Origin of the sequence: Pseudomonas qingdaonensis (assembly GCF_018398475.1) — a bacterium.
Classification (GTDB): domain Bacteria; phylum Pseudomonadota; class Gammaproteobacteria; order Pseudomonadales; family Pseudomonadaceae; genus Aquipseudomonas; species Aquipseudomonas palmensis.
On the sequence record NZ_CP074676.1, the window covers coordinates 5,085,912 to 5,106,191 of the forward strand.

The 20,280-nt window shown below is 62.1% G+C and carries 18 protein-coding genes and 1 other RNA gene; 11 read left to right on the forward strand and 8 right to left on the reverse strand.

What is annotated here, in order from left to right:
* Positions 1 to 4: 4 nt before the first annotated feature.
* The 3 genes from dnaJ to grpE all read right to left on the reverse strand — a co-directional run bounded on the left by dnaJ (position 5) and on the right by grpE (position 3,895).
* Positions 5 to 1,129, reverse strand: coding sequence for a molecular chaperone DnaJ (gene dnaJ / locus KH389_RS23225; RefSeq protein ID WP_043863831.1), 1,125 nt, complete (start codon positions 1,127 to 1,129; stop codon positions 5 to 7).
* Between the two features lie 192 nt (positions 1,130 to 1,321).
* A complete protein-coding gene (gene dnaK, locus KH389_RS23230; protein WP_213606335.1) occupies positions 1,322 to 3,238 on the reverse strand; it encodes a molecular chaperone DnaK in 1,917 nt (638 codons plus the stop codon).
* A 102-nt stretch (positions 3,239 to 3,340) separates the two neighbouring features.
* On the reverse strand, positions 3,341 to 3,895 hold the full coding sequence (gene grpE / locus KH389_RS23235) for a nucleotide exchange factor GrpE (RefSeq protein ID WP_043863833.1): 555 nt from the start codon (positions 3,893 to 3,895) through the stop codon (positions 3,341 to 3,343).
* Positions 3,896 to 4,124: 229 nt separating this feature from the next.
* On the opposite strand from grpE, the gene recN reads away from it, so the two are divergent.
* Complete coding sequence (recN, locus tag KH389_RS23240; protein WP_213606337.1) at positions 4,125 to 5,798, forward strand: DNA repair protein RecN; 1,674 nt, start codon at positions 4,125 to 4,127, stop codon at positions 5,796 to 5,798.
* A 108-nt stretch (positions 5,799 to 5,906) separates the two neighbouring features.
* On the opposite strand, the gene fur is transcribed toward recN, so the two are convergent.
* Entirely contained in the window at positions 5,907 to 6,311 is a 405-nt protein-coding gene (gene fur, locus KH389_RS23245; protein WP_043863835.1) for a ferric iron uptake transcriptional regulator, read from the reverse strand.
* Positions 6,312 to 6,408: 97 nt separating this feature from the next.
* Here fur and KH389_RS23250 point away from each other — a divergent pair, with 97 nt between their 5' ends.
* Positions 6,409 to 6,933, forward strand: a complete 525-nt coding sequence (locus KH389_RS23250; RefSeq protein WP_043863836.1) for an outer membrane protein assembly factor BamE — start codon at positions 6,409 to 6,411, stop codon at positions 6,931 to 6,933.
* A 57-nt stretch (positions 6,934 to 6,990) separates the two neighbouring features.
* Here KH389_RS23250 and KH389_RS23255 read toward each other — a convergent pair whose 3' ends face one another.
* Together KH389_RS23255 and KH389_RS23260 are read right to left on the reverse strand one after the other, a co-directional pair.
* Positions 6,991 to 7,302 (reverse strand): RnfH family protein, encoded by a 312-nt coding sequence (locus KH389_RS23255; RefSeq protein ID WP_078481341.1) that lies wholly within the window; start codon positions 7,300 to 7,302, stop codon positions 6,991 to 6,993.
* Complete coding sequence (locus KH389_RS23260; protein WP_043863838.1) at positions 7,295 to 7,729, reverse strand: type II toxin-antitoxin system RatA family toxin; 435 nt, start codon at positions 7,727 to 7,729, stop codon at positions 7,295 to 7,297. The genes KH389_RS23255 and KH389_RS23260 overlap by 8 nt, the downstream gene beginning before the upstream one ends.
* 170 nt (positions 7,730 to 7,899) lie before the next feature.
* Here KH389_RS23260 and smpB point away from each other — a divergent pair, with 170 nt between their 5' ends.
* Positions 7,900 to 8,382, forward strand: a complete 483-nt coding sequence (gene smpB / locus KH389_RS23265) for an SsrA-binding protein SmpB (RefSeq protein ID WP_043863839.1) — start codon at positions 7,900 to 7,902, stop codon at positions 8,380 to 8,382.
* A gap of 99 nt (positions 8,383 to 8,481) precedes the next feature.
* Here smpB and KH389_RS23270 read toward each other — a convergent pair whose 3' ends face one another.
* Positions 8,482 to 9,249 carry a GntR family transcriptional regulator gene (locus KH389_RS23270; protein WP_043863840.1) on the reverse strand — a complete coding sequence of 256 codons (768 nt, stop codon included), beginning with the start codon at positions 9,247 to 9,249 and terminating at the stop codon, positions 8,482 to 8,484.
* A gap of 253 nt (positions 9,250 to 9,502) precedes the next feature.
* Here KH389_RS23270 and KH389_RS23275 point away from each other — a divergent pair, with 253 nt between their 5' ends.
* The 7 genes from KH389_RS23275 to KH389_RS23305 all read left to right on the forward strand — a co-directional run bounded on the left by KH389_RS23275 (position 9,503) and on the right by KH389_RS23305 (position 18,268).
* The gene (locus tag KH389_RS23275; RefSeq protein WP_043863841.1) at positions 9,503 to 11,170 is read left to right on the forward strand and encodes a lactate permease LctP family transporter; all 1,668 of its coding nucleotides are present in this window, start codon (positions 9,503 to 9,505) and stop codon (positions 11,168 to 11,170) included.
* 68 nt (positions 11,171 to 11,238) lie between these two features.
* Positions 11,239 to 12,384 carry an FMN-dependent L-lactate dehydrogenase LldD gene (gene lldD / locus KH389_RS23280; protein WP_043863842.1) on the forward strand — a complete coding sequence of 382 codons (1,146 nt, stop codon included), beginning with the start codon at positions 11,239 to 11,241 and terminating at the stop codon, positions 12,382 to 12,384.
* 74 nt (positions 12,385 to 12,458) lie between these two features.
* A complete protein-coding gene (locus KH389_RS23285; protein ID WP_054916544.1) occupies positions 12,459 to 15,269 on the forward strand; it encodes an FAD-binding and (Fe-S)-binding domain-containing protein in 2,811 nt (936 codons plus the stop codon).
* Between the two features lie 147 nt (positions 15,270 to 15,416).
* Complete coding sequence (locus KH389_RS23290; RefSeq protein WP_043863844.1) at positions 15,417 to 15,698, forward strand: hypothetical protein; 282 nt, start codon at positions 15,417 to 15,419, stop codon at positions 15,696 to 15,698.
* A gap of 101 nt (positions 15,699 to 15,799) precedes the next feature.
* Positions 15,800 to 16,191: a transfer-messenger RNA gene (gene ssrA, locus KH389_RS23295) on the forward strand.
* Between the two features lie 278 nt (positions 16,192 to 16,469).
* On the forward strand, positions 16,470 to 16,871 hold the full coding sequence (locus tag KH389_RS23300) for a hypothetical protein (RefSeq protein WP_213606339.1): 402 nt from the start codon (positions 16,470 to 16,472) through the stop codon (positions 16,869 to 16,871).
* A gap of 359 nt (positions 16,872 to 17,230) precedes the next feature.
* Positions 17,231 to 18,268 (forward strand): ABC transporter substrate-binding protein, encoded by a 1,038-nt coding sequence (locus KH389_RS23305; RefSeq protein ID WP_043863846.1) that lies wholly within the window; start codon positions 17,231 to 17,233, stop codon positions 18,266 to 18,268.
* 63 nt (positions 18,269 to 18,331) lie between these two features.
* Here the strand turns inward: KH389_RS23305 and KH389_RS23310 are convergent, their stop codons facing one another.
* A complete protein-coding gene (locus tag KH389_RS23310) occupies positions 18,332 to 18,946 on the reverse strand; it encodes a helix-turn-helix domain-containing protein (RefSeq protein ID WP_088513846.1) in 615 nt (204 codons plus the stop codon).
* A 181-nt stretch (positions 18,947 to 19,127) separates the two neighbouring features.
* Between KH389_RS23310 and KH389_RS23315 the strand changes: the two genes are divergently transcribed.
* Positions 19,128 to 20,264: an NAD(P)/FAD-dependent oxidoreductase gene (locus KH389_RS23315; RefSeq protein WP_213606341.1), complete on the forward strand. Its 1,137-nt coding sequence runs from the start codon at positions 19,128 to 19,130 to the stop codon at positions 20,262 to 20,264.
* Positions 20,265 to 20,280: the final 16 nt, after the last annotated feature.

Below are 20,280 nucleotides of genomic sequence, written 5' to 3' on the forward strand. Positions count from 1 at the left end.
CTTCTTACAGATCGCCGAAGAAGCGTTTCACGCCTTCGAACCAGCCATTGGCCTTGGGAGAATGGCAGCTGTCGCCATCCAGCGAAACACGCAACTCTTCGAGCAGCTCACGCTGACGACGGCTCAGGTTGACCGGCGTTTCTACCGCCACCCGGCACATCAGGTCGCCCGCGCCACCGCCACGCACCGGCGCAACGCCCTTGCCGCGCAGACGGAACTGCTTGCCGGTCTGGGTCCCCTCGGGGATCTTCAGCTTGACCCGGCCATCGAGGGTCGGCACTTCAAGCTCGCCACCCAGCGCCGCATCGGTGTAGCTGATCGGCACTTCGCAGTACAGGTGCTTGCCGTCGCGCTGGAAGATCGGGTGCTCGCGCACATTGATCACCACGTACAGGTCGCCGGTCGGGCCACCCTGGGAACCTGCCTCGCCTTCGCCCGACAGGCGAATGCGGTCACCGGTATCGACGCCGGCCGGCACCTTGACCGAGAGGGTCTTGTACTCTTCGACACGGCCTTCGCCATGGCACGAATCGCACGGGTCGGTGATGATCTTGCCCTGACCATGACAGCGCGGGCAGGTCTGCTGCACCGAGAAGAAGCCCTGCTGCATGCGCACCTGGCCAATACCGCCGCAGGTCGGGCAGGTCGAAGGCGACGAGCCCTTCTTGGCACCCGAGCCATCGCACGGCGCACAGTTGACCAGCGTCGGCACACGGATGTTGACCGTGGTGCCGCGCACGGCCTCTTCCAGGTTCAGCTCGAGGGTGTAGCGCAGGTCGCTGCCACGCTGAGCGCCACCGCGACCACCGCCCCGGCCACCGCCGAAGAAGTCGCTGAACACATCACCGAAGATGTCGGAGAAGTTGGCGCCACCGAAACCGGCACCGCCGCCACCCATGCTCGGGTCGACACCGGCATGGCCATACTGATCATACGCAGCACGCTTGCTGGCATCGGAGAGCACTTCGTAAGCCTCGTTGGCTTCCTTGAACAGCTCTTCCGAGGCCTTGTCATCAGGATTACGGTCCGGGTGGTGCTTCATCGCCAGGCGACGATAGGCCTTCTTCAGGTCGGCCTCGCTCGAGCCGCGCTCGACTCCCAGAACCTCGTAATAGTCACGCTTTGCCATAATTCTTTGCACTCTTGAGGACGTTCGGCATACCTCGGCGCATACCGCGCTGTGCCGCCAGCATTCAAGCGCGCTCGAATGCTGTAAAAATTCGGGTATTCCAGACACGCCAACGCGGGAGCAAGCCCCCGCGCGGCGACATCCTACCAGTCACTGCCGAACAGCAGTCAACCGGGCGACAACCTGTAGCTATTACTTGTTGTCTTTTACTTCTTCGAACTCAGCGTCGACCACGTCGTCGTGCTTGGGCTCTTCAGCTTCTGGCTGAGCACCGCCCTGAGGCTGTTCGGCCTGCTCGGCGTACATCTTCTGAGCCACTGGCGCGGAGACCTTCGACAGCTCTTCGACCTTGGCTTCGATGGCAGCCTTGTCGTCGCCTTTGACAGCGGCTTCCAGGGCGACAACGGCAGCTTCGATAGCAGCCTTCTCGTCCGCGGTTACCTTGTCACCGGCGTCGGCGACCATCTTGCGGGTCGAGTGAACCAGCGCGTCACCCTGGTTGCGGGCAGCAGCCAGCTCTTCGAACTTGCGATCTTCCTCGGCGTTGACTTCAGCGTCACGCACCATCTGCTGAATTTCTTCCTCGGACAGACCCGAGTTGGCCTTGATCACGATCGACTGCTGCTTGCCGGTCGCCTTGTCTTTGGCACCTACGTGCAGGATGCCGTTGGCGTCGATATCGAAGGTCACTTCGATTTGCGGTACGCCACGTGGTGCTGGCGGAATCTCGGCCAGGTCGAATTTACCCAGCGACTTGTTCTGCGCGGCTTGCTTGCGCTCGCCCTGCAGCACGTGAATGGTCACGGCGCCCTGGTTGTCGTCGGCCGTCGAGAACACCTGCGACTTCTTGGTCGGGATGGTGGTGTTCTTCTCGATCAGCGCAGTCATCACGCCACCCATGGTTTCGATACCCAGGGTCAGCGGGCTGACGTCCAGCAGCAGCACGTCTTTCACGTCACCAGCCAGTACGGCGCCCTGAATGGCAGCACCCATGGCGACAGCTTCGTCAGGGTTCACGTCCTTACGTGCTTCCTTGCCGAAGAAGTCGGTCACCAGCTTCTGCACCAGTGGCATACGGGTCTGACCGCCGACCAGGATCACGTCGTTGATCTTGCTCACGTCGATACCGGCGTCTTTCAGCGCGATGCGGCATGGCTCGATGGTGCGCTGAACCAGGTCTTCGACCAGCGATTCCAGCTTGGCGCGGGAAATCTTCACGTTCAGGTGCTTAGGGCCGGTGGCGTCTGCAGTGATGTACGGCAGGTTCACGTCGGTCTGCTGGCTCGAGGACAGCTCGATCTTGGCTTTTTCGGCAGCTTCTTTCAGGCGCTGCATGGCCAGCGGGTCACCCTTGAGGTTCATGCCGCTTTCTTTCTTGAATTCGTCGACGAGGTAGTCGATCAGACGAATGTCGAAGTCTTCACCACCCAGGAAGGTGTCGCCGTTGGTAGCCAGTACTTCGAACTGGTGCTCGCCGTCGACTTCAGCGATCTCGATCACCGACACGTCGAAGGTACCGCCACCCAGGTCGTAGACGATCACGGTGTGATCACCCTTGGCCTTGTCCATACCGTAGGCCAGTGCGGCTGCGGTCGGTTCGTTGATGATGCGCTTGACGTCCAGACCGGCAATGCGACCGGCGTCCTTAGTAGCCTGACGCTGGCTGTCGTTGAAGTAGGCAGGTACGGTGATGACCGCTTCGGTCACTGCCTCGCCGAGATAGTCTTCGGCGGTTTTCTTCATCTTTTTCAGAATTTCAGCCGAGATCTGAGGCGGAGCCATCTTCTGGCCGTTCACTTCCACCCAGGCGTCGTTGTTGTCAGCCTTGACGATCTTGTAAGGGACCATCTGGATGTCTTTCTGAACGACTTCTTCGTCAAAACGACGGCCGATCAGACGCTTTACCGCGTACAGGGTGTTGTGCGGGTTGGTCACCGCCTGACGCTTGGCCGACTGGCCGACCAGGAACTCGCCGTCATTGGCGTAGGCAATGATCGAAGGGGTGGTACGAGCGCCTTCGGCGTTCTCGATGACCTTGACGTTGCCGTTTTCCAGAATGGAGACACAGGAGTTGGTGGTCCCCAGGTCGATACCGATAATTTTGCCCATGTTAACTCTCCCGAAACTTTGGATTTGGTTGCCGCAGCGGTGGTTGCCAACTGCGGTAGCACTTAAACGCTTGACACTTAAATGGGGGCCGCCAAGCTAATTTCAAGCCTTCTCGTCAATCGAGGGCGAAACCGGAGCCGGAGCCTTGCTGACCACGACCATGGCCGGGCGCAGCAGACGCCCATTGAGCTGGTAGCCCTTCTGGAACACCTTGAGCACGCTGTTGGGCTCGACGTCCGCACTCTCCTGCATGGCCATGGCCTGGTGCAGTTCGGCGTTGAACGGTTCGCCGTGCGGGTCGATCGCCTCGAGGTTGTAGCGCTTGAGGGTGTCGTGGAACATCTTCAGGGTCAGCTCGATGCCTTCACGCATCGGGCGGATGCTCTCGTCTTCGGCGCTGGACAGCTCCAGGCCGCGCTCAAGGCTGTCGATCACCGGCAACAGGTCACCAGCGAATTTCTCAAGGGCGAACTTGTGCGCCTTCTCGACATCCTGCTCGGCGCGACGGCGCACGTTCTGAAGGTCTGCGGCGGTGCGCAGGGATTGATCCTGGGCCGCCGCCAGTTGCTCTTCGAGCACCTGCACGCGCGTGCTCAGCTCATCGCCGGCTGCCTCGGCGTTCAGATTCTGTTCATCCAGCGTCTGTTCGTCAGCCATAAAATCTCTCCTTTGCAATTTCGTCAGCGAACTTACTCGCACGTCTGCCGGCTATATGGGGTCTGAAAATGCAGCTTCAAGGGCTGATGAACAGTCAGCAGCATTACCCTCATAACCCCTTGCGATCAAAACCCTCACCGAGCAACCGAATCAAACTAAGCACAAGCATTGTCAGGCGATTTCAAAACACTGTATAAATAACCAGACCTTACGCCTGGGAGCCGCCCCAATGCTGGTGCATCTTTCCGTACACAACTACGCCATCGTCGAACACCTGGACCTCGAACTCGCCCGCGGGATGAGCGTCATCACCGGTGAAACCGGGGCCGGCAAATCGATCATGCTCGACGCCCTCGGCCTCACCCTGGGTGATCGCGCCGACAGCGGCGTGGTGCGCCCCGGGGCAGACAAGGCCGACATCCTGGCCACCTTCGACCTGGGCGACATTCCCGAGGCCCGCACCTGGCTGGCCGAGCGCGACCTGGACACCGACGGCCCGTGCATACTGCGCCGGGTGATCACCGCCGAAGGCCGCAGCCGTGGCTATATAAACGGCACGCCTTGCCCGCTGGGCGACCTCAAGGCCCTGGGCGAGCTGCTGATCGACATCCACAGCCAGCACGAACACCAGTCGCTGCTGAAGACCGACACCCATCGCCGCCTGCTCGACGAGTACGCCGGCGCCACCGACCTTGCACGCCAGGTTCAGCTGGCGGCGCAGCGCTGGCGGCAGACCCGCCAGGAGCTCGAGCGGCTGAGCAACTCCGGGGACGAACAGCGCGCGCAGCACCAGTTGCTCAGCTATCAGCTCGAAGAGCTGGAAAACCTCAACCTGGGCGAAAACGAACTTGAGCTGCTGGAACAGGAACACAAGAACCTGACCAATGCAGAGGCCCTGCTCGGTATCTGCCGCCAGGTCATCGACCATTGCAGCGAGAGCGACTCGGGCAATGTGCTCAGTGCGCTGACCGTCAGCCTCAATCGCCTGACCGCCGTACAGAATGCCCCCAAGGCGCTGGCCGAGGCGGCCAACATGATCGCCAGTGCGCAGATTCAGGTAGAAGAAGCAGTGGGCGAGCTCAACCGCTTTCTCGACCATTTCGACGCCGACCCCGCGCGGCTGCAGCAGCTGGAAGAGCGTCTCGACGCCCTGTACACCCTGGCGCGCAAACACCGCGTGCACCCCAGCGAGCTGGCCGACCTGCAGCAACGCTTGATGGAGGAGCTCGAAGGCCTCAACGCCAACGACGAGTCCATTGCCCGACTGGGTGACGAACTTGCCGCCTTTGCCCGCCATTACCAGGAAAAGGCCTCGGAGCTGAGCCGCCTGCGCCAGCAGGCCGCGACCCAGCTGGCTGGCGCGGTGGAGCTTGAGATTCAGCGCCTGGGCATGCCTGGCGGACGCTTCAGCATCGAACTTCGCCCCAACAGTGGCGAAGACTTGTTGCCCCAGGGCCTGGAGCAGGTCGAACTGCTGGTCAGCGCCAACCCCGGCCAGCCGCTCAAGGCACTGGCCAAGGTGGCTTCCGGGGGTGAATTGTCACGGATCAGCCTGGCAATCCAGGTCATTACCGCTCAGACCTCGCGCATTCCGACCCTGGTGTTCGACGAAGTCGACGTGGGTATCGGCGGCCCGACTGCGGAAATCGTGGGGCAGCTGTTGCGTCGCCTGGGCGAGCGTGGGCAGGTATTGACGGTCACCCACCTGCCGCAGGTAGCCGCGCAGGGCCACCATCACCTGTTCGTGCACAAGGTGCGCAACAGCGATGCGACCCATACGGCGGTGGCGAGCCTGGGCAAACGTGAGCGGGTCGAAGAAGTGGCGCGCATGCTGGGCGGCATCGACCTGACCAAGGAATCGCTGGCGCATGCCAGAAAGATGGTCGTCACCAGCAAAGCCTGAGTGCCCCCGCAGGAGCCGGCCTTGCCGGCGTACAACATTACAGCCCCCACAAAGCACGAAGGCGACCCCAGGGTCGCCTTCAATGCCGTGCAATTCAAAGCAAAGTGCTTACTTTTTCTTGCGCACGTACAGTACGAGATTGTGATCTACCAACTCGTAGCCGTGCTCCAGCACGATTTCCTTCTGGCGCTTTTCAATTTCGGCATCGAAGAACTCGATGACTTCGCCAGACTCCACGTTGACCATATGGTCGTGGTGGCCGCCGTCGGCCAGTTCAAACACTGCATGACCGCCGTCGAAGTTGTGACGAACGACAAGACCTGCCGCCTCGAACTGGGTCAGAACACGGTAAACCGTGGCCAGACCGACGTCCTCGCCTGCCTCCATCAACGCCTTGTAGACGTCTTCAGCACTCATGTGGCGCTGCTCGGTGGAGTCGAGCATCTGTAAAATCTTGACTCGAGGCAGGGTCACCTTGAGACCGGCTTTGCGTAATTCGCTATTTTCAACCATGGTCAGCTTTCTCGCCGATGCTGCTTCGCAGCTTCTCTGAATACGGGTATGATCGGGGTTTACGTTGTCCAGCCAAGATAGTGGAAGTCGCCCACCGATGCAAAACACCAAGCTCTTGCTAACCAGCCTCACCTTTGTGGGACTGCTCGCACTCGCCGGTTGCTCGTTCCCCGGGGTTTACAAAATCGACATCCAGCAGGGCAATGTCGTCACGCAGGACATGATAGACCAATTGCGGCCGGGAATGACCCGCCGGCAAGTACGGTTTATCATGGGCAACCCTCTGATCCAGGACACCTTCCACACCAACCGTTGGGACTACCTGTACAGTCTGCAACCAGGTGGGGGCGAGCGCCAGCAGGAACGGATGAGCGTGTTCTTCAACGAGAACGACCAGCTCGCCAGCCTGTCAGGTGACTTCATGCCGGGTGTGAGCCGCGATCAGGAAATCCTTGGCGGCGCAGCGGGCACCACCGTCAGCCCTGCCGAAGGCGAGACACCTGCCAAGCAGGAAGCCCCCGCCAAGCCTGGCTCGCTGGAAGACACGATCCAGCGCGACGTCGATACCATCGAAGTCATCCCGGTTCCAGTGCCGGAACCGCTGGACACCTCGCCGCAGTAAGCAAGGCGCAGGCAATAAAAAGCCCGGATCATTCCGGGCTTTTTCATGCGCGGCGTTTCACCGCTTGGCCTTCTTGAACACCCTGGCTACCTTGGCCGCGCGCTGTTTGCGCACCTCCTTGGGGTCGATCAGCAGCGGCCGATACAGCTCGATCCGATCACCCGCCTCGACCGGATGCTGCGACGCAACCACCTTGCCAAAGATACCCATCGGGCAATCCCCGATCGACACGCCCGGCAACTGCCCGGCGATGCCCGACAAGCGAACTGCCTCGCTCACCGACGTACCCGCTGGCACCTCCAGCGCCAGCAACAGCTGCTGCTCGGCGGTGGCGTAGACCACTTCGATGGGCAGCATCGGCTCAGCCATTGAGTTGCTTGGCCCGCTGGCAGAACGCATCCACCAGGGTGTTGGCCGCCTGGTTGAAGATCGGCCCCAGGGTGGCGCGCACCAGCGGCCCGGCGTAATCGAACGACAGGTCCAGGCTGATCTTGCAGGCCTTGTCGCCGAGTGCCTTGAACGTCCACAGCCCGTGCAGCTGATTGAACGGCCCCTCCTCAAGGTTCATCTCGATGGACTGCCCTGGCACCAACTCATTTCGCGTTACAAAACTCTGGCTCATGCCGCCCTTGGCCGCCTCGACTCGCGCACGCATCAGGGTCTCGCTCTGCTCCAGCACCGTGCTGGAGGAACACCACGGCAGAAATTCCGAATAGCGGGCGACGTCATTCACCAGGTCATACAGCGCCTGAGCGGGGTACGGCAACAGTGCCGAACGTTGAATATGGGTAGTCATCCAGGCGTCACTTCCAAAGCTGAGCGGTAAACACGATGCGAATGCCGAGGGGCGCCACATAGCGCATCAAGAGGAAAAACAGCGCGTATTGTCCGGGATTCACTCCAACGGCTCAAGCGTACCGCTACCCCGTAGCCGACAGCGCGACGACTGCCTATAATGCCGCCCCTATGGCTAAACAAAAGAAGCATCCGACAGGGACCATCGCGCAGAATAAAAAGGCGCGTCACGATTACTTCATCGAGCACAAGTTCGAGGCCGGATTGGTCCTGTCCGGTTGGGAAGTAAAAAGTCTGCGTGCCGGCAAGGCGCATCTTGTGGACAGCTACGTGCTGCTCAAGGACGGTGAAGCATGGCTGATGGGTTGCCATATCACCCCCCTGACCGCGGCCAGCACCCACGTGATCGCCGACCCGACCCGTACCCGTAAACTGCTGCTCAATCGCCGCGAGCTGGAGCGCCTGTTCGTGGGCGTACAGCAGAAGGGCTATACCTGCGTGGCCTTATCGATGTACTGGAGCAAGCACTTGATCAAGTGCGAGATTGCCCTGGGCAAGGGCAAGAAGGAATACGACAAGCGCGATACCCAGCGCGAGCGTGATTCCGATCGCGAGTTGCAGCGTGCCGTGCGCAGCAAGGGCCGCGACGAGTAGGCACGCCTGCTTTAGCCACTTCGCCGGCAAGGCCGGCTCCTACAGGCCAAGCGAAACCCTGTAGGAGCCGGCCTTGCCGGCGAAAGCCGCAACGCTTGTCTAGCGCCCGTTGCGCCGCTCTGCCCGCGCGACCCGCTGCACTTCCTGACGCACCTCTTCGAGCACCTCCTGCACATACAGAATGTGCTGGCTCGACACCTCCCGTGCATCCTGCGCACGCCCTTCGACAATCGCCAGGTACAGGTCCCGGTGCTGCGCAATCAGCATGTCGCGGGTCTCGCTGCGCTGCTTGTACATACCGCCGATGTTGGTCACCACGTTGCGCTTGAGCAGGTCGAACAACCCGCGAATGGTATGCAGCAGCACCGCGTTATGGCTGGCCTCGGCAATCGCCAGGTGGAACGACGCATCCGCCGCCCCTTCCTCGGCGCGGCTCACCTCATCGGCACGCGCATAACAGTCCTGCAGCGCATCGAACGCCACCTTCAACCGCTCGCGATCCACCGCGGTGGCACGCAATGCGGCGTAATAGGCACACGACGCCTCCAGCGTATGACGAAACTCCAGCAGGTCGCGTTCGACCTCCGGATTGTTCTCCAGCAATTGCAACAAGGGGTCGCTGAACGTCGAACCCATCGACTGGGCAACATAATTGCCGCCACCCTGTCGGCTCACCAGCATGCCCTTGGCTACCAGCTTCTGGATCGCCTCGCGCAACGACGGGCGTGACACCCCGAACTGCTCGGCCAGTTGCCGCTCGGCCGGCAACCGCTCACCGGCGGTCAAGGTGCCTTCAAGAATCATCCCCTCAAGCCGCTCGACGATATCGTCGGACAAACGGCGTTGGCGGACCTGGTTGAAAACCATCACATGCTCTCCACAATCCCGAGTTCGTTCGGGGCCGCCTATTTTGGCCTATCGGTGCCCACGCCACACCCACCAGTTGGCGAATTTCGAAGCCGCTCAGCCGACCTTTTTTCAACCGTCCGACGAAAGTTTTAGCGGGGCAAATTGACACACCCACCACAGGGCTCTTAACCTAGCGGCTCGACATTGTAAATTGGTATGACCAATTAGCCAATGCCACTGCATGACCAACAACAATTAGGGGCCACCCCATATGCAAACCTGGCAACAACTCTATAGTCCGCTTGGTAGTCTCGGCCTGTCCGCCCTGGCGGCAGTCATCCCTATCGTGTTCTTCTTCCTGGCGCTGGCCGTGTTCCGCCTCAAGGGTCATGTGGCAGGCAGCATCACGCTGGCGCTGTCGATCCTGGTCGCCATCTTCGCCTTCCAGATGCCCGCCGACATGGCCCTGGCTGCTGCCGGGTACGGTTTTGCCTATGGCCTGTGGCCCATCGCCTGGATCATCGTCGCGGCGGTGTTCCTGTACAAACTGACGGTCAAGAGTGGCCAGTTCGAAGTGATCCGCAGCTCGGTGCTGTCGATCACCGACGACCAGCGTCTGCAGGTTCTGCTGATCGGCTTCTGCTTCGGTGCCTTCCTGGAAGGCGCGGCAGGCTTCGGCGCACCCGTGGCCATTACCGCTGCACTGCTGGTGGGCCTGGGCTTCAACCCGCTGTACGCCGCCGGCCTGTGCCTGATCGCCAACACTGCCCCGGTGGCCTTCGGCGCCCTGGGTATCCCGATCATCGTGGCCGGCCAGGTCACCGGTATCGACGCCTTCAAGATCGGCGCCATGACCGGTCGTCAATTGCCGCTGCTGTCGCTGTTCGTGCCGTTCTGGCTGGTGTTCATGATGGACGGCCTGCGCGGCGTCAAGGAGACCTGGCCTGCAGCCCTGGTGGCCGGCCTGAGCTTCGCCGTCACCCAGTACTTCACCTCCAACTTCATCGGCCCGGAACTGCCGGACATCACCTCGGCACTGGCCAGCCTGATCTCCCTGACCCTGTTCCTCAAGGTCTGGCAGCCCAAGCGCTCGATGACCACCGCTACCGGCAGCGTCGGTGCAGCCGTGGTCAACGGTGGCGGCAGCCAGCCTTCGCCTTACAGCTTTGGCGAGATCTTCAAGGCCTGGTCGCCGTTCCTGATCCTCACCGTGCTGGTCACCATCTGGACCCTAAAGCCATTCAAGGCGGCCTTTGCCGCCGGTGGTTCGATGTACAGCTGGGTGTTCAACTTCGCCATCCCGCACCTTGACCAGCTGGTGATCAAGACCGCGCCGATCGTCGCCGCCCCGACCGCCATGCCGGCGGTGTTCAAGCTCGACCCGATCTCGGCCACCGGTACCGCGATCTTCTTCTCCGCGCTGCTGTCGATGCTGGTGCTGAAGATCAACTTCAAGACCGGCCTGACCACGCTGAAGGAAACCTTCTTCGAACTGCGCTGGCCGATCCTGTCGATCGGCATGGTGCTGGCCTTTGCCTTCGTCACCAACTACTCGGGCATGTCGTCGACCATGGCCCTGGTACTGGCCGGCACCGGCGCAGCGTTCCCGTTCTTCTCGCCGTTCCTTGGCTGGCTGGGCGTGTTCCTGACCGGTTCGGACACTTCGTCCAACGCGCTGTTCAGCTCGCTGCAGGCCACCACCGCGCACCAGATCGGGGTCAACGACACCCTGCTGGTGGCCGCCAACACCAGCGGCGGCGTTACCGGCAAGATGATCTCGCCACAGTCCATCGCCGTGGCATGCGCGGCCACCGGGCTGGTTGGCAAAGAGTCGGACCTGTTCCGCTTCACCCTCAAGCACAGCTTGTTCTTCGCCACCATCGTCGGCCTGATCACCTTGATCCAGGCGTACTGGCTGACCGGCATGCTGGTTCACTAAAGTGAAAGAGGCCGGGCGCCCCAAGGGCGCCCGGCAGCTGCCCCTTTCAACCGACGCTGCGAGACACCATGATCATTTCAGCCTCTACCGACTACCGCGCCGCAGCCCAACGCAAGCTGCCGCCCTTCCTGTTCCACTACGCCGACGGCGGCGCCTACGCCGAGTACACCCTGCGCCACAACGTCGAAGACCTGGCCAGCATCGCCCTGCGCCAGCGCGTTCTGAAGAACATGTCCGAGCTCAGCCTCGAGACCCGCCTGTTCGATGAAACCCTGAGCATGCCCGTGGCCCTGGCACCGGTCGGCCTGACCGGCATGTACGCCCGGCGCGGCGAGGTGCAGGCGGCACGTGCCGCGGCGGCCAAGGGCATCCCCTTCACCCTGTCGACCGTGTCGGTGTGCCCGATCGAGGAAGTGGCCCCGGCCATCGACCGGCCCATGTGGTTCCAGCTCTATGTGCTCAAGGACCGCGGCTTCATGCGCAATGCCCTGGAGCGTGCCAAGGCCGCCGGCGTGACCACCCTGGTGTTCACCGTGGACATGCCCGTACCCGGCGCACGCTACCGTGACGCCCACTCCGGCATGAGCGGCCCTAACGCACCGCTGCGGCGCATGTGGCAGGCCATGACCCACCCCCAGTGGGCGCTGGATGTAGGCCTGCTGGGCAAGCCCCACGACCTGGGCAACATCTCCAAATACCGCGGCAGCCCCACCGGCCTGGCCGACTACATCGGCTGGCTGGGCGCCAACTTCGATCCGTCGATTTCCTGGAAGGACCTGGAATGGATCCGCGAGTTCTGGGATGGCCCGATGGTGATCAAGGGTATTCTCGACCCGGACGACGCGCGCGACGCCGTGAAGTTCGGTGCCGACGGCATCGTGGTGTCCAACCACGGCGGTCGCCAGCTCGACGGCGTGCTGTCCAGCGCCCGTGCCCTGCCGGCCATCGCCGATGCGGTCAAGGGCGACCTGAAGATCCTTGCCGATTCCGGTATCCGCAGCGGCCTGGACGTGGTGCGCATGATCGCCCTGGGCGCAGACACCGTACTGATCGGCCGTGCCTTCCTCTATGCCCTCGCCACCGCAGGCGAAGCCGGCGTGAAGAACCTGCTCGACCTGTTCGAAAAGGAAATGCGCGTGGCCATGGTGCTGACCGGCGCCAAGTCCATCAGCGAGATCACTCGCGATTCGCTGGTACGCGAATTCGGCGCCTGACCGCCTGCCCCATCACCGCCTGATTGTCCGGGGCACGCGGCGCGATAGACGCCGTGGCCCCGCGAGGAGTTTGCATGAGCCTGCCCACCGCGTTTCTCGACTCGGTTGAACGCCTGATCCCCCGTGAGCGCCGCTTCGACGACCCCACGTCTACCCTGGCCTTCGGTACCGACGCCAGCTTCTACCGGCTGATCCCCAAGCTGGTGGTGCGCGTGGAAAGCGAAGACGAAGTGGTGGGCCTGCTCCAGCTGGCCCAGCGCGACCGCGTGCCGGTGACCTTCCGCGCCGCCGGCACCAGCCTGTCGGGCCAGGCCATCAGCGACTCGGTGCTGATCGTACTGGGCGACAACTGGAACGGTCGCGAGATTCGCGAGCAAGGCCGGCAGATCCGCCTGCAACCCGGCGTGATCGGCGCCCAGGCCAACGCCTGGCTGGCGCCGTTCGGACGCAAGATCGGCCCCGACCCGGCGTCCATCAACGCCTGCAAGATCGGCGGCATCGTTGCCAACAACGCCAGTGGCATGTGCTGCGGCACCGCCCAGAACACCTACCACACCCTGGCCGGCCTGCGCCTGGTGCTGGCCGACGGCACCCGCCTGGACAGCGAAGACCCGGCCAGCGTCGCGGCCTTCCAGAGCAGCCATGCCGACCTGCTCGAATCGCTCGCGCGCCTGGGCCGCGAGACCCGCGCCAACACCGAACTGGCTGCGAAAATCCGCCACAAGTACCGGCTCAAGAACACCACCGGCCTGTCGCTCAACGCCCTGGTCGACTACGACCAGCCACTGGACATCCTCAACCACCTGCTGGTGGGCTCCGAGGGCACCCTGGGCTTCATCAGCGCGGTTACCTACGACACCGTGATCGATCACCCGCACAAGGCGTCGGCGCTGATCGTGTTCCCGGACGTGGAAACCTGTTGCACCGCCGTCACCGTACTGAAAAGCCAGCCGGTATCGGCCGTGGAACTGCTCGACCGGCGCAGCCTGCGCTCGGTGCAGGACAAGCCCGGCATGCCGGCCTTCGTGCAGCAGCTGTCCGAGGGTGCGTGCGCCCTGCTGATCGAGTCCCGCGCTGCCACCCAGACACTGCTGCACGAGCAGTTGGGCCTGATCATGGCCTCGCTGGCGCAATTTCCGGTCGAGAAACAGGTCGACTTCACCGAAGACGCCAAGGAAAACGCCAAGCTCTGGGCCATCCGCAAGGACACCTTCCCGGCCGTCGGCGCCGTACGAAAGACCGGCACCACGGTCATCATCGAAGACGTGACCTTCCCGGTCGAGCAACTGGCCATCGGCGTCAACCGCCTGATCGAGCTGTTCGAGCGGCACCACTATGACGAAGCCATCCTGTTCGGCCATGCGCTGGAGGGCAACCTGCACTTCGTGTTCACCCAGGGTTTCAACAGCGCCGAAGAGGTCGCCCGCTACCAGGCGTTCATGGACGACGTGGCGCACCTGGTGGCGGTCGAATTCGGCGGTTCGCTCAAGGCCGAGCATGGCACCGGGCGCAACATGGCGCCGTTCGTCGAACTGGAATGGGGCCACGATGCCTACCAGCTGATGTGGACGCTCAAGCGCCTGCTCGACCCCAACGGTATCCTCAACCCGGATGTCGTGCTCAGCGACGACCCGCAGATCCACCTTAAGAACCTCAAGCCGTTGCCGGCCGCCGACGAGATCGTCGACAAGTGCATCGAGTGCGGCTTCTGCGAACCGGTGTGCCCGTCCAAGGGGCTGACCCTGAGCCCGCGCCAGCGCATCGTGATGTGGCGCGACATCCAGGCCAAGAAGCGCGCCGGGGTCGATACCACCGCGCTTGAACGCGACTACCAGTACCAGGGCATCGACACCTGCGCCGCCACCGGCTTGTGCGCCCAGCGCTGCCCGGTAGGCATCAACACCGGCGAACTGGTGAAGAAACTGCGCGCCCAGGCTGCCAGCCATGTGAAAACGGCCGACTGGCTGGCGGAGCATTTCCACACCGCGCTAAGCGGCGCCCGCCTCACCCTGCGCGCAGCCAACGGTGCCCGCCGCCTGTTGGGCGCGCCACGTCTGGCCCGCATCAGCCAATCGCTGAGCAAAGCCAGCAACGGCCGCCTGCCGCTCTGGACGCCGGCCATGCCGCAGCCCCTGCAACCCATTCAGTTCAGCCCGGCGAGCAACGATGCGCGGCCCCGCGTGGTGTACCTGGCGGCCTGCGTATCGCGCGTCATGGGCCCGGCCGCTGGCGATCGCGAACAGACCTCGCTGCTGGACAAGACCCGCGGCCTGCTGGAAAAGGCCGGCTACCAGGTGGTGTTCCCCGAGAACCAGGACAGCCTGTGCTGCGGTCAGCCGTTCGCCTCCAAGGGCTATGCCGAACAGGCCGAGCACAAGCGCCAGGAACTGATCGGCGCGCTGCTGCATGCCAGCCGCGGCGGGCTCGACCCGATCTACTGCGACACCAGCCCGTGCACCTTGCGCCTGGTGCAAGACCTCAAGGACTCGCGCCTGGACCTGTATGACCCGGTGCGCTTCATCCGCACCCACCTGGTGGACAAGCTGGAGTTCACCCCGCAGGACGCACCCATTGCCGTGCACGTGACCTGCAGCACCCAGCACCTGGGCGAGAGCCAGGCCCTGATCGACCTGGCACGGCGTTGCAGCAAAGAGGTGGTGATACCCGAGGGCATCCACTGCTGCGGGTTTGCCGGCGACAAGGGCTTCACCACCCCCGAACTGAACGCACATTCACTGCGCAGCCTAAAGGACGCCGTGCAGTACTGCAGCGAAGGCATCTCCACCAGCCGCACCTGTGAAATCGGCCTGAGCGAGCATGGCGGCATCGACTATCACGGCCTGGTGTACCTGGTGGATCGGGTGACCAGAGCCAGGGCGCTGTGAGCCAAGGCGGCTCCTGCGAACCTGCAGGAGCTGGCCATGCCGGCGAACAGGCCATCTGCCACAACATCCGTCTGAACCCCTGGCATCGGCCGCAGTCCATGCAAATAGGCCCCTTATCCTGAGGCCTTCCCAGCCAAGGAGATTCACATGAAGCGTACTGCGATTACCGGACTGTTCCTCAGCGCCGCACTGCTAGCCTCGCCTGTGTTCGCGGCGGATAAAGACCTGTGTACCAGCAACCTGCAGAAGATCGACGACCAGATGGCAACCATGGGCGCGACCTCCGAAGGGCTGGACGATGCGCTGAAGCAGCACGTGGCTGACGCCAAGGCCGCGCAGGCGGCGGGCAACGACAAGGATTGCATCACCATTAGCGCCAAGGTGCTGTCGCGCCTCGAGAAGACCGACAAGGGCGGCAACGGTCAGTAACCTCGGTGGGCGACCGGACCGGTAGTCGACGTCGCCCGACCGATGGCGTATACTCCGTCACATGCACCCGAAACGGTGCTAGCGCTAGAGCAGTAAAAAATGGGGCCGATTAGGATTCGACGCCGGTGATGAAACTCTAGGTGCATGCCGAGTTGGTAACAGAACTCGTAAATCCACTGTTGCAACTTTCTATAGTTGCCAATGACGAAAACTACGAGGGTTACGCTCTCGCTGCGTAAGCAGCTGAGCCCGCTCTCCTGGTAGCTTCGGCTCCAGCAATCACTAGGGGATGCCTGTAAACCCGAAGTGATTGTCATACAGAACAGGATCGTCGTGTAGCACGTTGGGGGCAAAGCGACTAAAACTTACCCAACTCGTCCAAAGCACCCTGCCCGTCGGGCGGCTGCGGATTAACTCAATAGACACGGCTAAGCATGTAGTACCGACAGCGGAGTACTGGCGGACGGGGGTTCAAATCCCCCCGGCTCCACCAAACAAAGAAAAGACGTCCTCGGACGTCTTTTTTTTGCCTGAAATTCCGCAATACGGAATCTCAGGGCCGCTGGGGCTTTCTGAGTTTTAAGCTCCCACGCAGGCTGGGAAGATGGGAAGACCAAAGTCAATCAGCACCACCCACTCTGATGGAACTGTGTCCAATCCGCCGATGATGGCACAAAAACATCACGCCCCCTGTAGAATCCGCCGCGGCGCGGCCCGGAGGGGGCCGAGCGCGACTGGTACCAAAGGAATCCAGGATATTTGACGGCAGCCATGCTCATAGTATTAAGCACAGGCTGCGCAACCGGCCTCAATTCGGTCCAACAATCGGAACTCGCAAGTTACAAGGCAAGTAACCTCGCGGTTCAGGAAAAGAGCCCTGGCGTGGGAGCCGCACTTGGCCTCCTGCCTGGCGGGGGTTCCTTTTATGGACGCTCCTACGGGTTTGGCGTGGTCAACCTTTTGCTCTGGCCTATCTCGATCTTATGGGACCCTGTCAGCGGGTATGACGCTGCAGAATCGATCAACTATCAAGCCACTAAAGCGCACGTGTCCAACTTGAAAAGAACCGAGATGGACAATCTCGACTCCAGGCTGGCCACGGATGAAATCGACCTGAAGCAGTACACGCTTGAAAGACGCAAGGTTGATGAGAAGTACGCACACAGCCTCTGACACGATCCCAGAAAGCCCGCCAAGCGCGGGCTTTTTCATGCTTGTATGACATCGCATGGCAAAAATCGACAGCGCCTCCGGGAGTGTCCATTGAACCCCCTCATCCATTCATAGTTTAGTAAACCCCAATCCAAGAATCGAAAAAGTCAGCTTTTACCCTCCTTACCCCCATGAAACCTTAGGGCACCACAAAACCACCTTAGGAGAACACTGCGCTGCGTGGCGAGCCTTGCTGTTGGCTGTGCGGTTTGCCCTGCAGCGCTGGAACGAGAACCGGATGTCTCTCGTCTGGGAGGACCGATTGATCCCGGTGTCTCGAGTGATGTGCAATCACCCTTGAACAGTAGGAGATAACAATAATGATCAAAGCTCTGAAATTCGCAGCACTCGCAACGGGGATAGTCACTGCCAGTCACGGCCTCGCGGCCGACCTCACCATCGTCTCCTTCGGTGGCGCCAACAAGGAGGCCCAGGTAAAGGCCTTCTACAAGCCCTGGCAACAAGCCCGAGGCAGCAAGATCATTTCCGGCGAGTACAACGGCGAAATGGCCAAGGTCAAGGCCATGGTCGATACCCGCAGCGTGTCCTGGGATGCCGTGGAGGTGGAGTCCGCCGAGCTTGCCCGGGGCTGTGAAGAGGGCATGTTCGAGACGCTGGACCCAGCTCAGATCGGCCTCGATACCAAGCATTTCGTTCCCGGCGCCATCCAGCCCTGCGGCATAGGGTTCCTGGTGTACTCGACGGTGCTGGCCTACAACACCAGCAAGCTGAAGCAAGCCCCCACCGGCTGGAAGGATTTCTGGGATGTGGAGAAATTCCCGGGCAAGCGCGGCCTGCGCAAGCTGGCCAAATCGACTCTGGAGTTCGCCCTGATCGCCGACGGGGTAGCGCACGCTGACGTCTACACGTTGCTGGCCACCAAGGCAGGCCAGGACCGCGCCTTCGCCAAGCTGGATGAGATCAAGCCGCATATCCAGTGGTGGGAAGCCGGCGCCCAGCCACCTCAGTATCTCGCGGCGGGGGATGTGGTGATGAGCTCGGTGTACAACGGCCGCCTCTCGGCCAAGCAGAAGAAAAAGTACGACCTGGACATCGTCTGGTCCGGCGGCCTCTACGAGTTCGATTCCTGGGCTATCCCGCGGGGCGCTTCACGCCAGGAGAAAACCCGCGAGTTCATTGCCTTCACGCTCGACCCCGCGCAACAGAAAAGCTTCGCCGAACATATCGACTACGGCGCCGCCAACCTGCAGGCCATGCAACTGCTCGACAAGGACCGCATCGCCGAACTACCCACCGCGCCAGCGAACCTTTCCCAGCAGGTGCCGGTAGACCCGCTGTTCTGGGCCGACCATGGCGAACAACTGGAGCAACGCTTCAACGCCTGGGCGTCGCGCTAACCCCCTGAACGGCCAGCCATGGGGCACTCACCCCATGGCTTTCGGAATCTGCCGAGCACAAGGTCAGACCTCCGTCATCACCACCATCACCTCGGCGTCACTCCCCGCCTCGCCCTCAGCCAGGTAGATGTGCCCGATCGCGCTGTTGAAATACACCGTCTCCCGGCAACCAACACTGACGGATTCACCCGTTTCGAACTGAATGCGCACACGGCCCGAAAGCACCACGGCAAACTCCTGCCCGGGGTGGCGAATGTAGTCTTCGAACTGGCTCATCTCACGCGCGCAGATGCGGGCATACATCGGCGTCATGTTGCGCCCGGGAAAATCCCCCGCCATCGGGTGGTACTCGTAGTTGCCCGTGCTGTAACCCGCCGCCGTATCGATGGCCGTGCTCACCACCGTGGGCTGTACCGCACCCACGCTCACCTTGGCCGGGTTGAACAGCTGGGCGATATCCACACCCAATGCCCGCGCTGCCGCCGCCAGCTTCTCGTAACTCACCGATACCTGCGCCAGCTCCATCTTCGACAGGGTCGACAACGCCACGCCTGAACGCTCGGACAATTGCTTGAGCGTGAGCTTCTGGTTCTTGCGTATGACACGAAGACGGGCACCCACCTGGGCGCGATCTATCAAGGGGTGGGCCGGGGAACGCGAGACTGGATCGGAGCTCATGCAAACTTCTCTGCCATACGGAAACAATGCCTTGGGCCAAGCCGGGCAAGGGCCAAAAATAATACCTCAAGGTAATAGGTTGACTGGAAAATTCTCATATCTTACATTTCTCGTATCTGAGAATTACAAGAACAGCGGCGAAGACATTGCTTCTCCCACTCGGAACAGGAGGCACCTCGGTATGCACGACAGCGAATGTTTCGATTTCGCCATCATTGGCGGCGGTATAGCGGGGGCCTCTCTGGCCTATCGCCTGGCTGGGCAAGCCAGGGTCGTGGTGCTCGAGCGCGAGAGCCAGCCGGGCTATCACGCCACCAGCCGCTCCGCAGCCATGTTCATGGAAAGTTACGGAACACCGCAGATCCAGGCCTTGACCCGCGCCAGCCGCACTTTCTATGAGCAACCGCCCGCTGATTTCACCGAGCATGCGCTGCTGGAGCCTCGCGGTTGCCTGTATGTCGCAGGCCAGGGGCAACAGGCTCTGCTGGAACAGACCTTCGCTGTCGGTGCGGCACAGGCTGGCAATGTGTCGTTGATCGATACCGAGCATGCGCTCGCGTTGGTGCCGTGCCTGAACCCGGAAGCAATGGTTGGCGCGATGCTCGAAACCGACGCCCGCGATCTGGACGTGCATGCACTGCACCAGGGCTTCTTGCGCGCCATGCGCCGTGCCGGTGGTGTGCTGCAATGCGATGCGCAACTGAGCGTCGCCACGCGCGAAGGCGGTCACTGGCACCTGACCCTGGCCGACGGTCGCCAGTTGCGCGCGCGCACGCTGGTGAATGCCGCAGGCGCCTGGGCTGATGAGGTTGCGCAGCAGTGCGGCGTGAAGCCCATCGGCTTGCAGCCCTGCCGACGCACAGCCTTTACCTTCGACGGCCCCCAGGGCATGGATTTCTCGCGCTGGCCCACGGTGATCGGCATCGACGAAAGCTTCTACTTCAAGCCCGATGCCGGCCAGTTGCTGGGCTCCCCGGCCAACGCCGACCCCGTGCCGCCCCATGACGTGATGCCTGAAGAGCTGGACATCGCCACCGGCATCTACCACATCGAGGCCGCCACCTCCCTGACCATCCGCCGTCCGCGTCACAGTTGGGCCGGCCTGCGCTCGTTCGTCGCCGATGGCGACCTGGTGGTCGGCTGGGACAATCACCGCGAAGGCTTCTTCTGGCTCGCGGCACAGGGCGGCTATGGCATCCAGTCTGCGGCCGGCGTGTCGCAACTGGCCTGCGCCCAGTTGCTCGATCAGCCGCTGCCCCAAACACTGCTTCATCAAGGTGTCGAGCCACAGCGCCTGGCACCTGCCCGCTTGCGTTAATCACTCATCACCCACG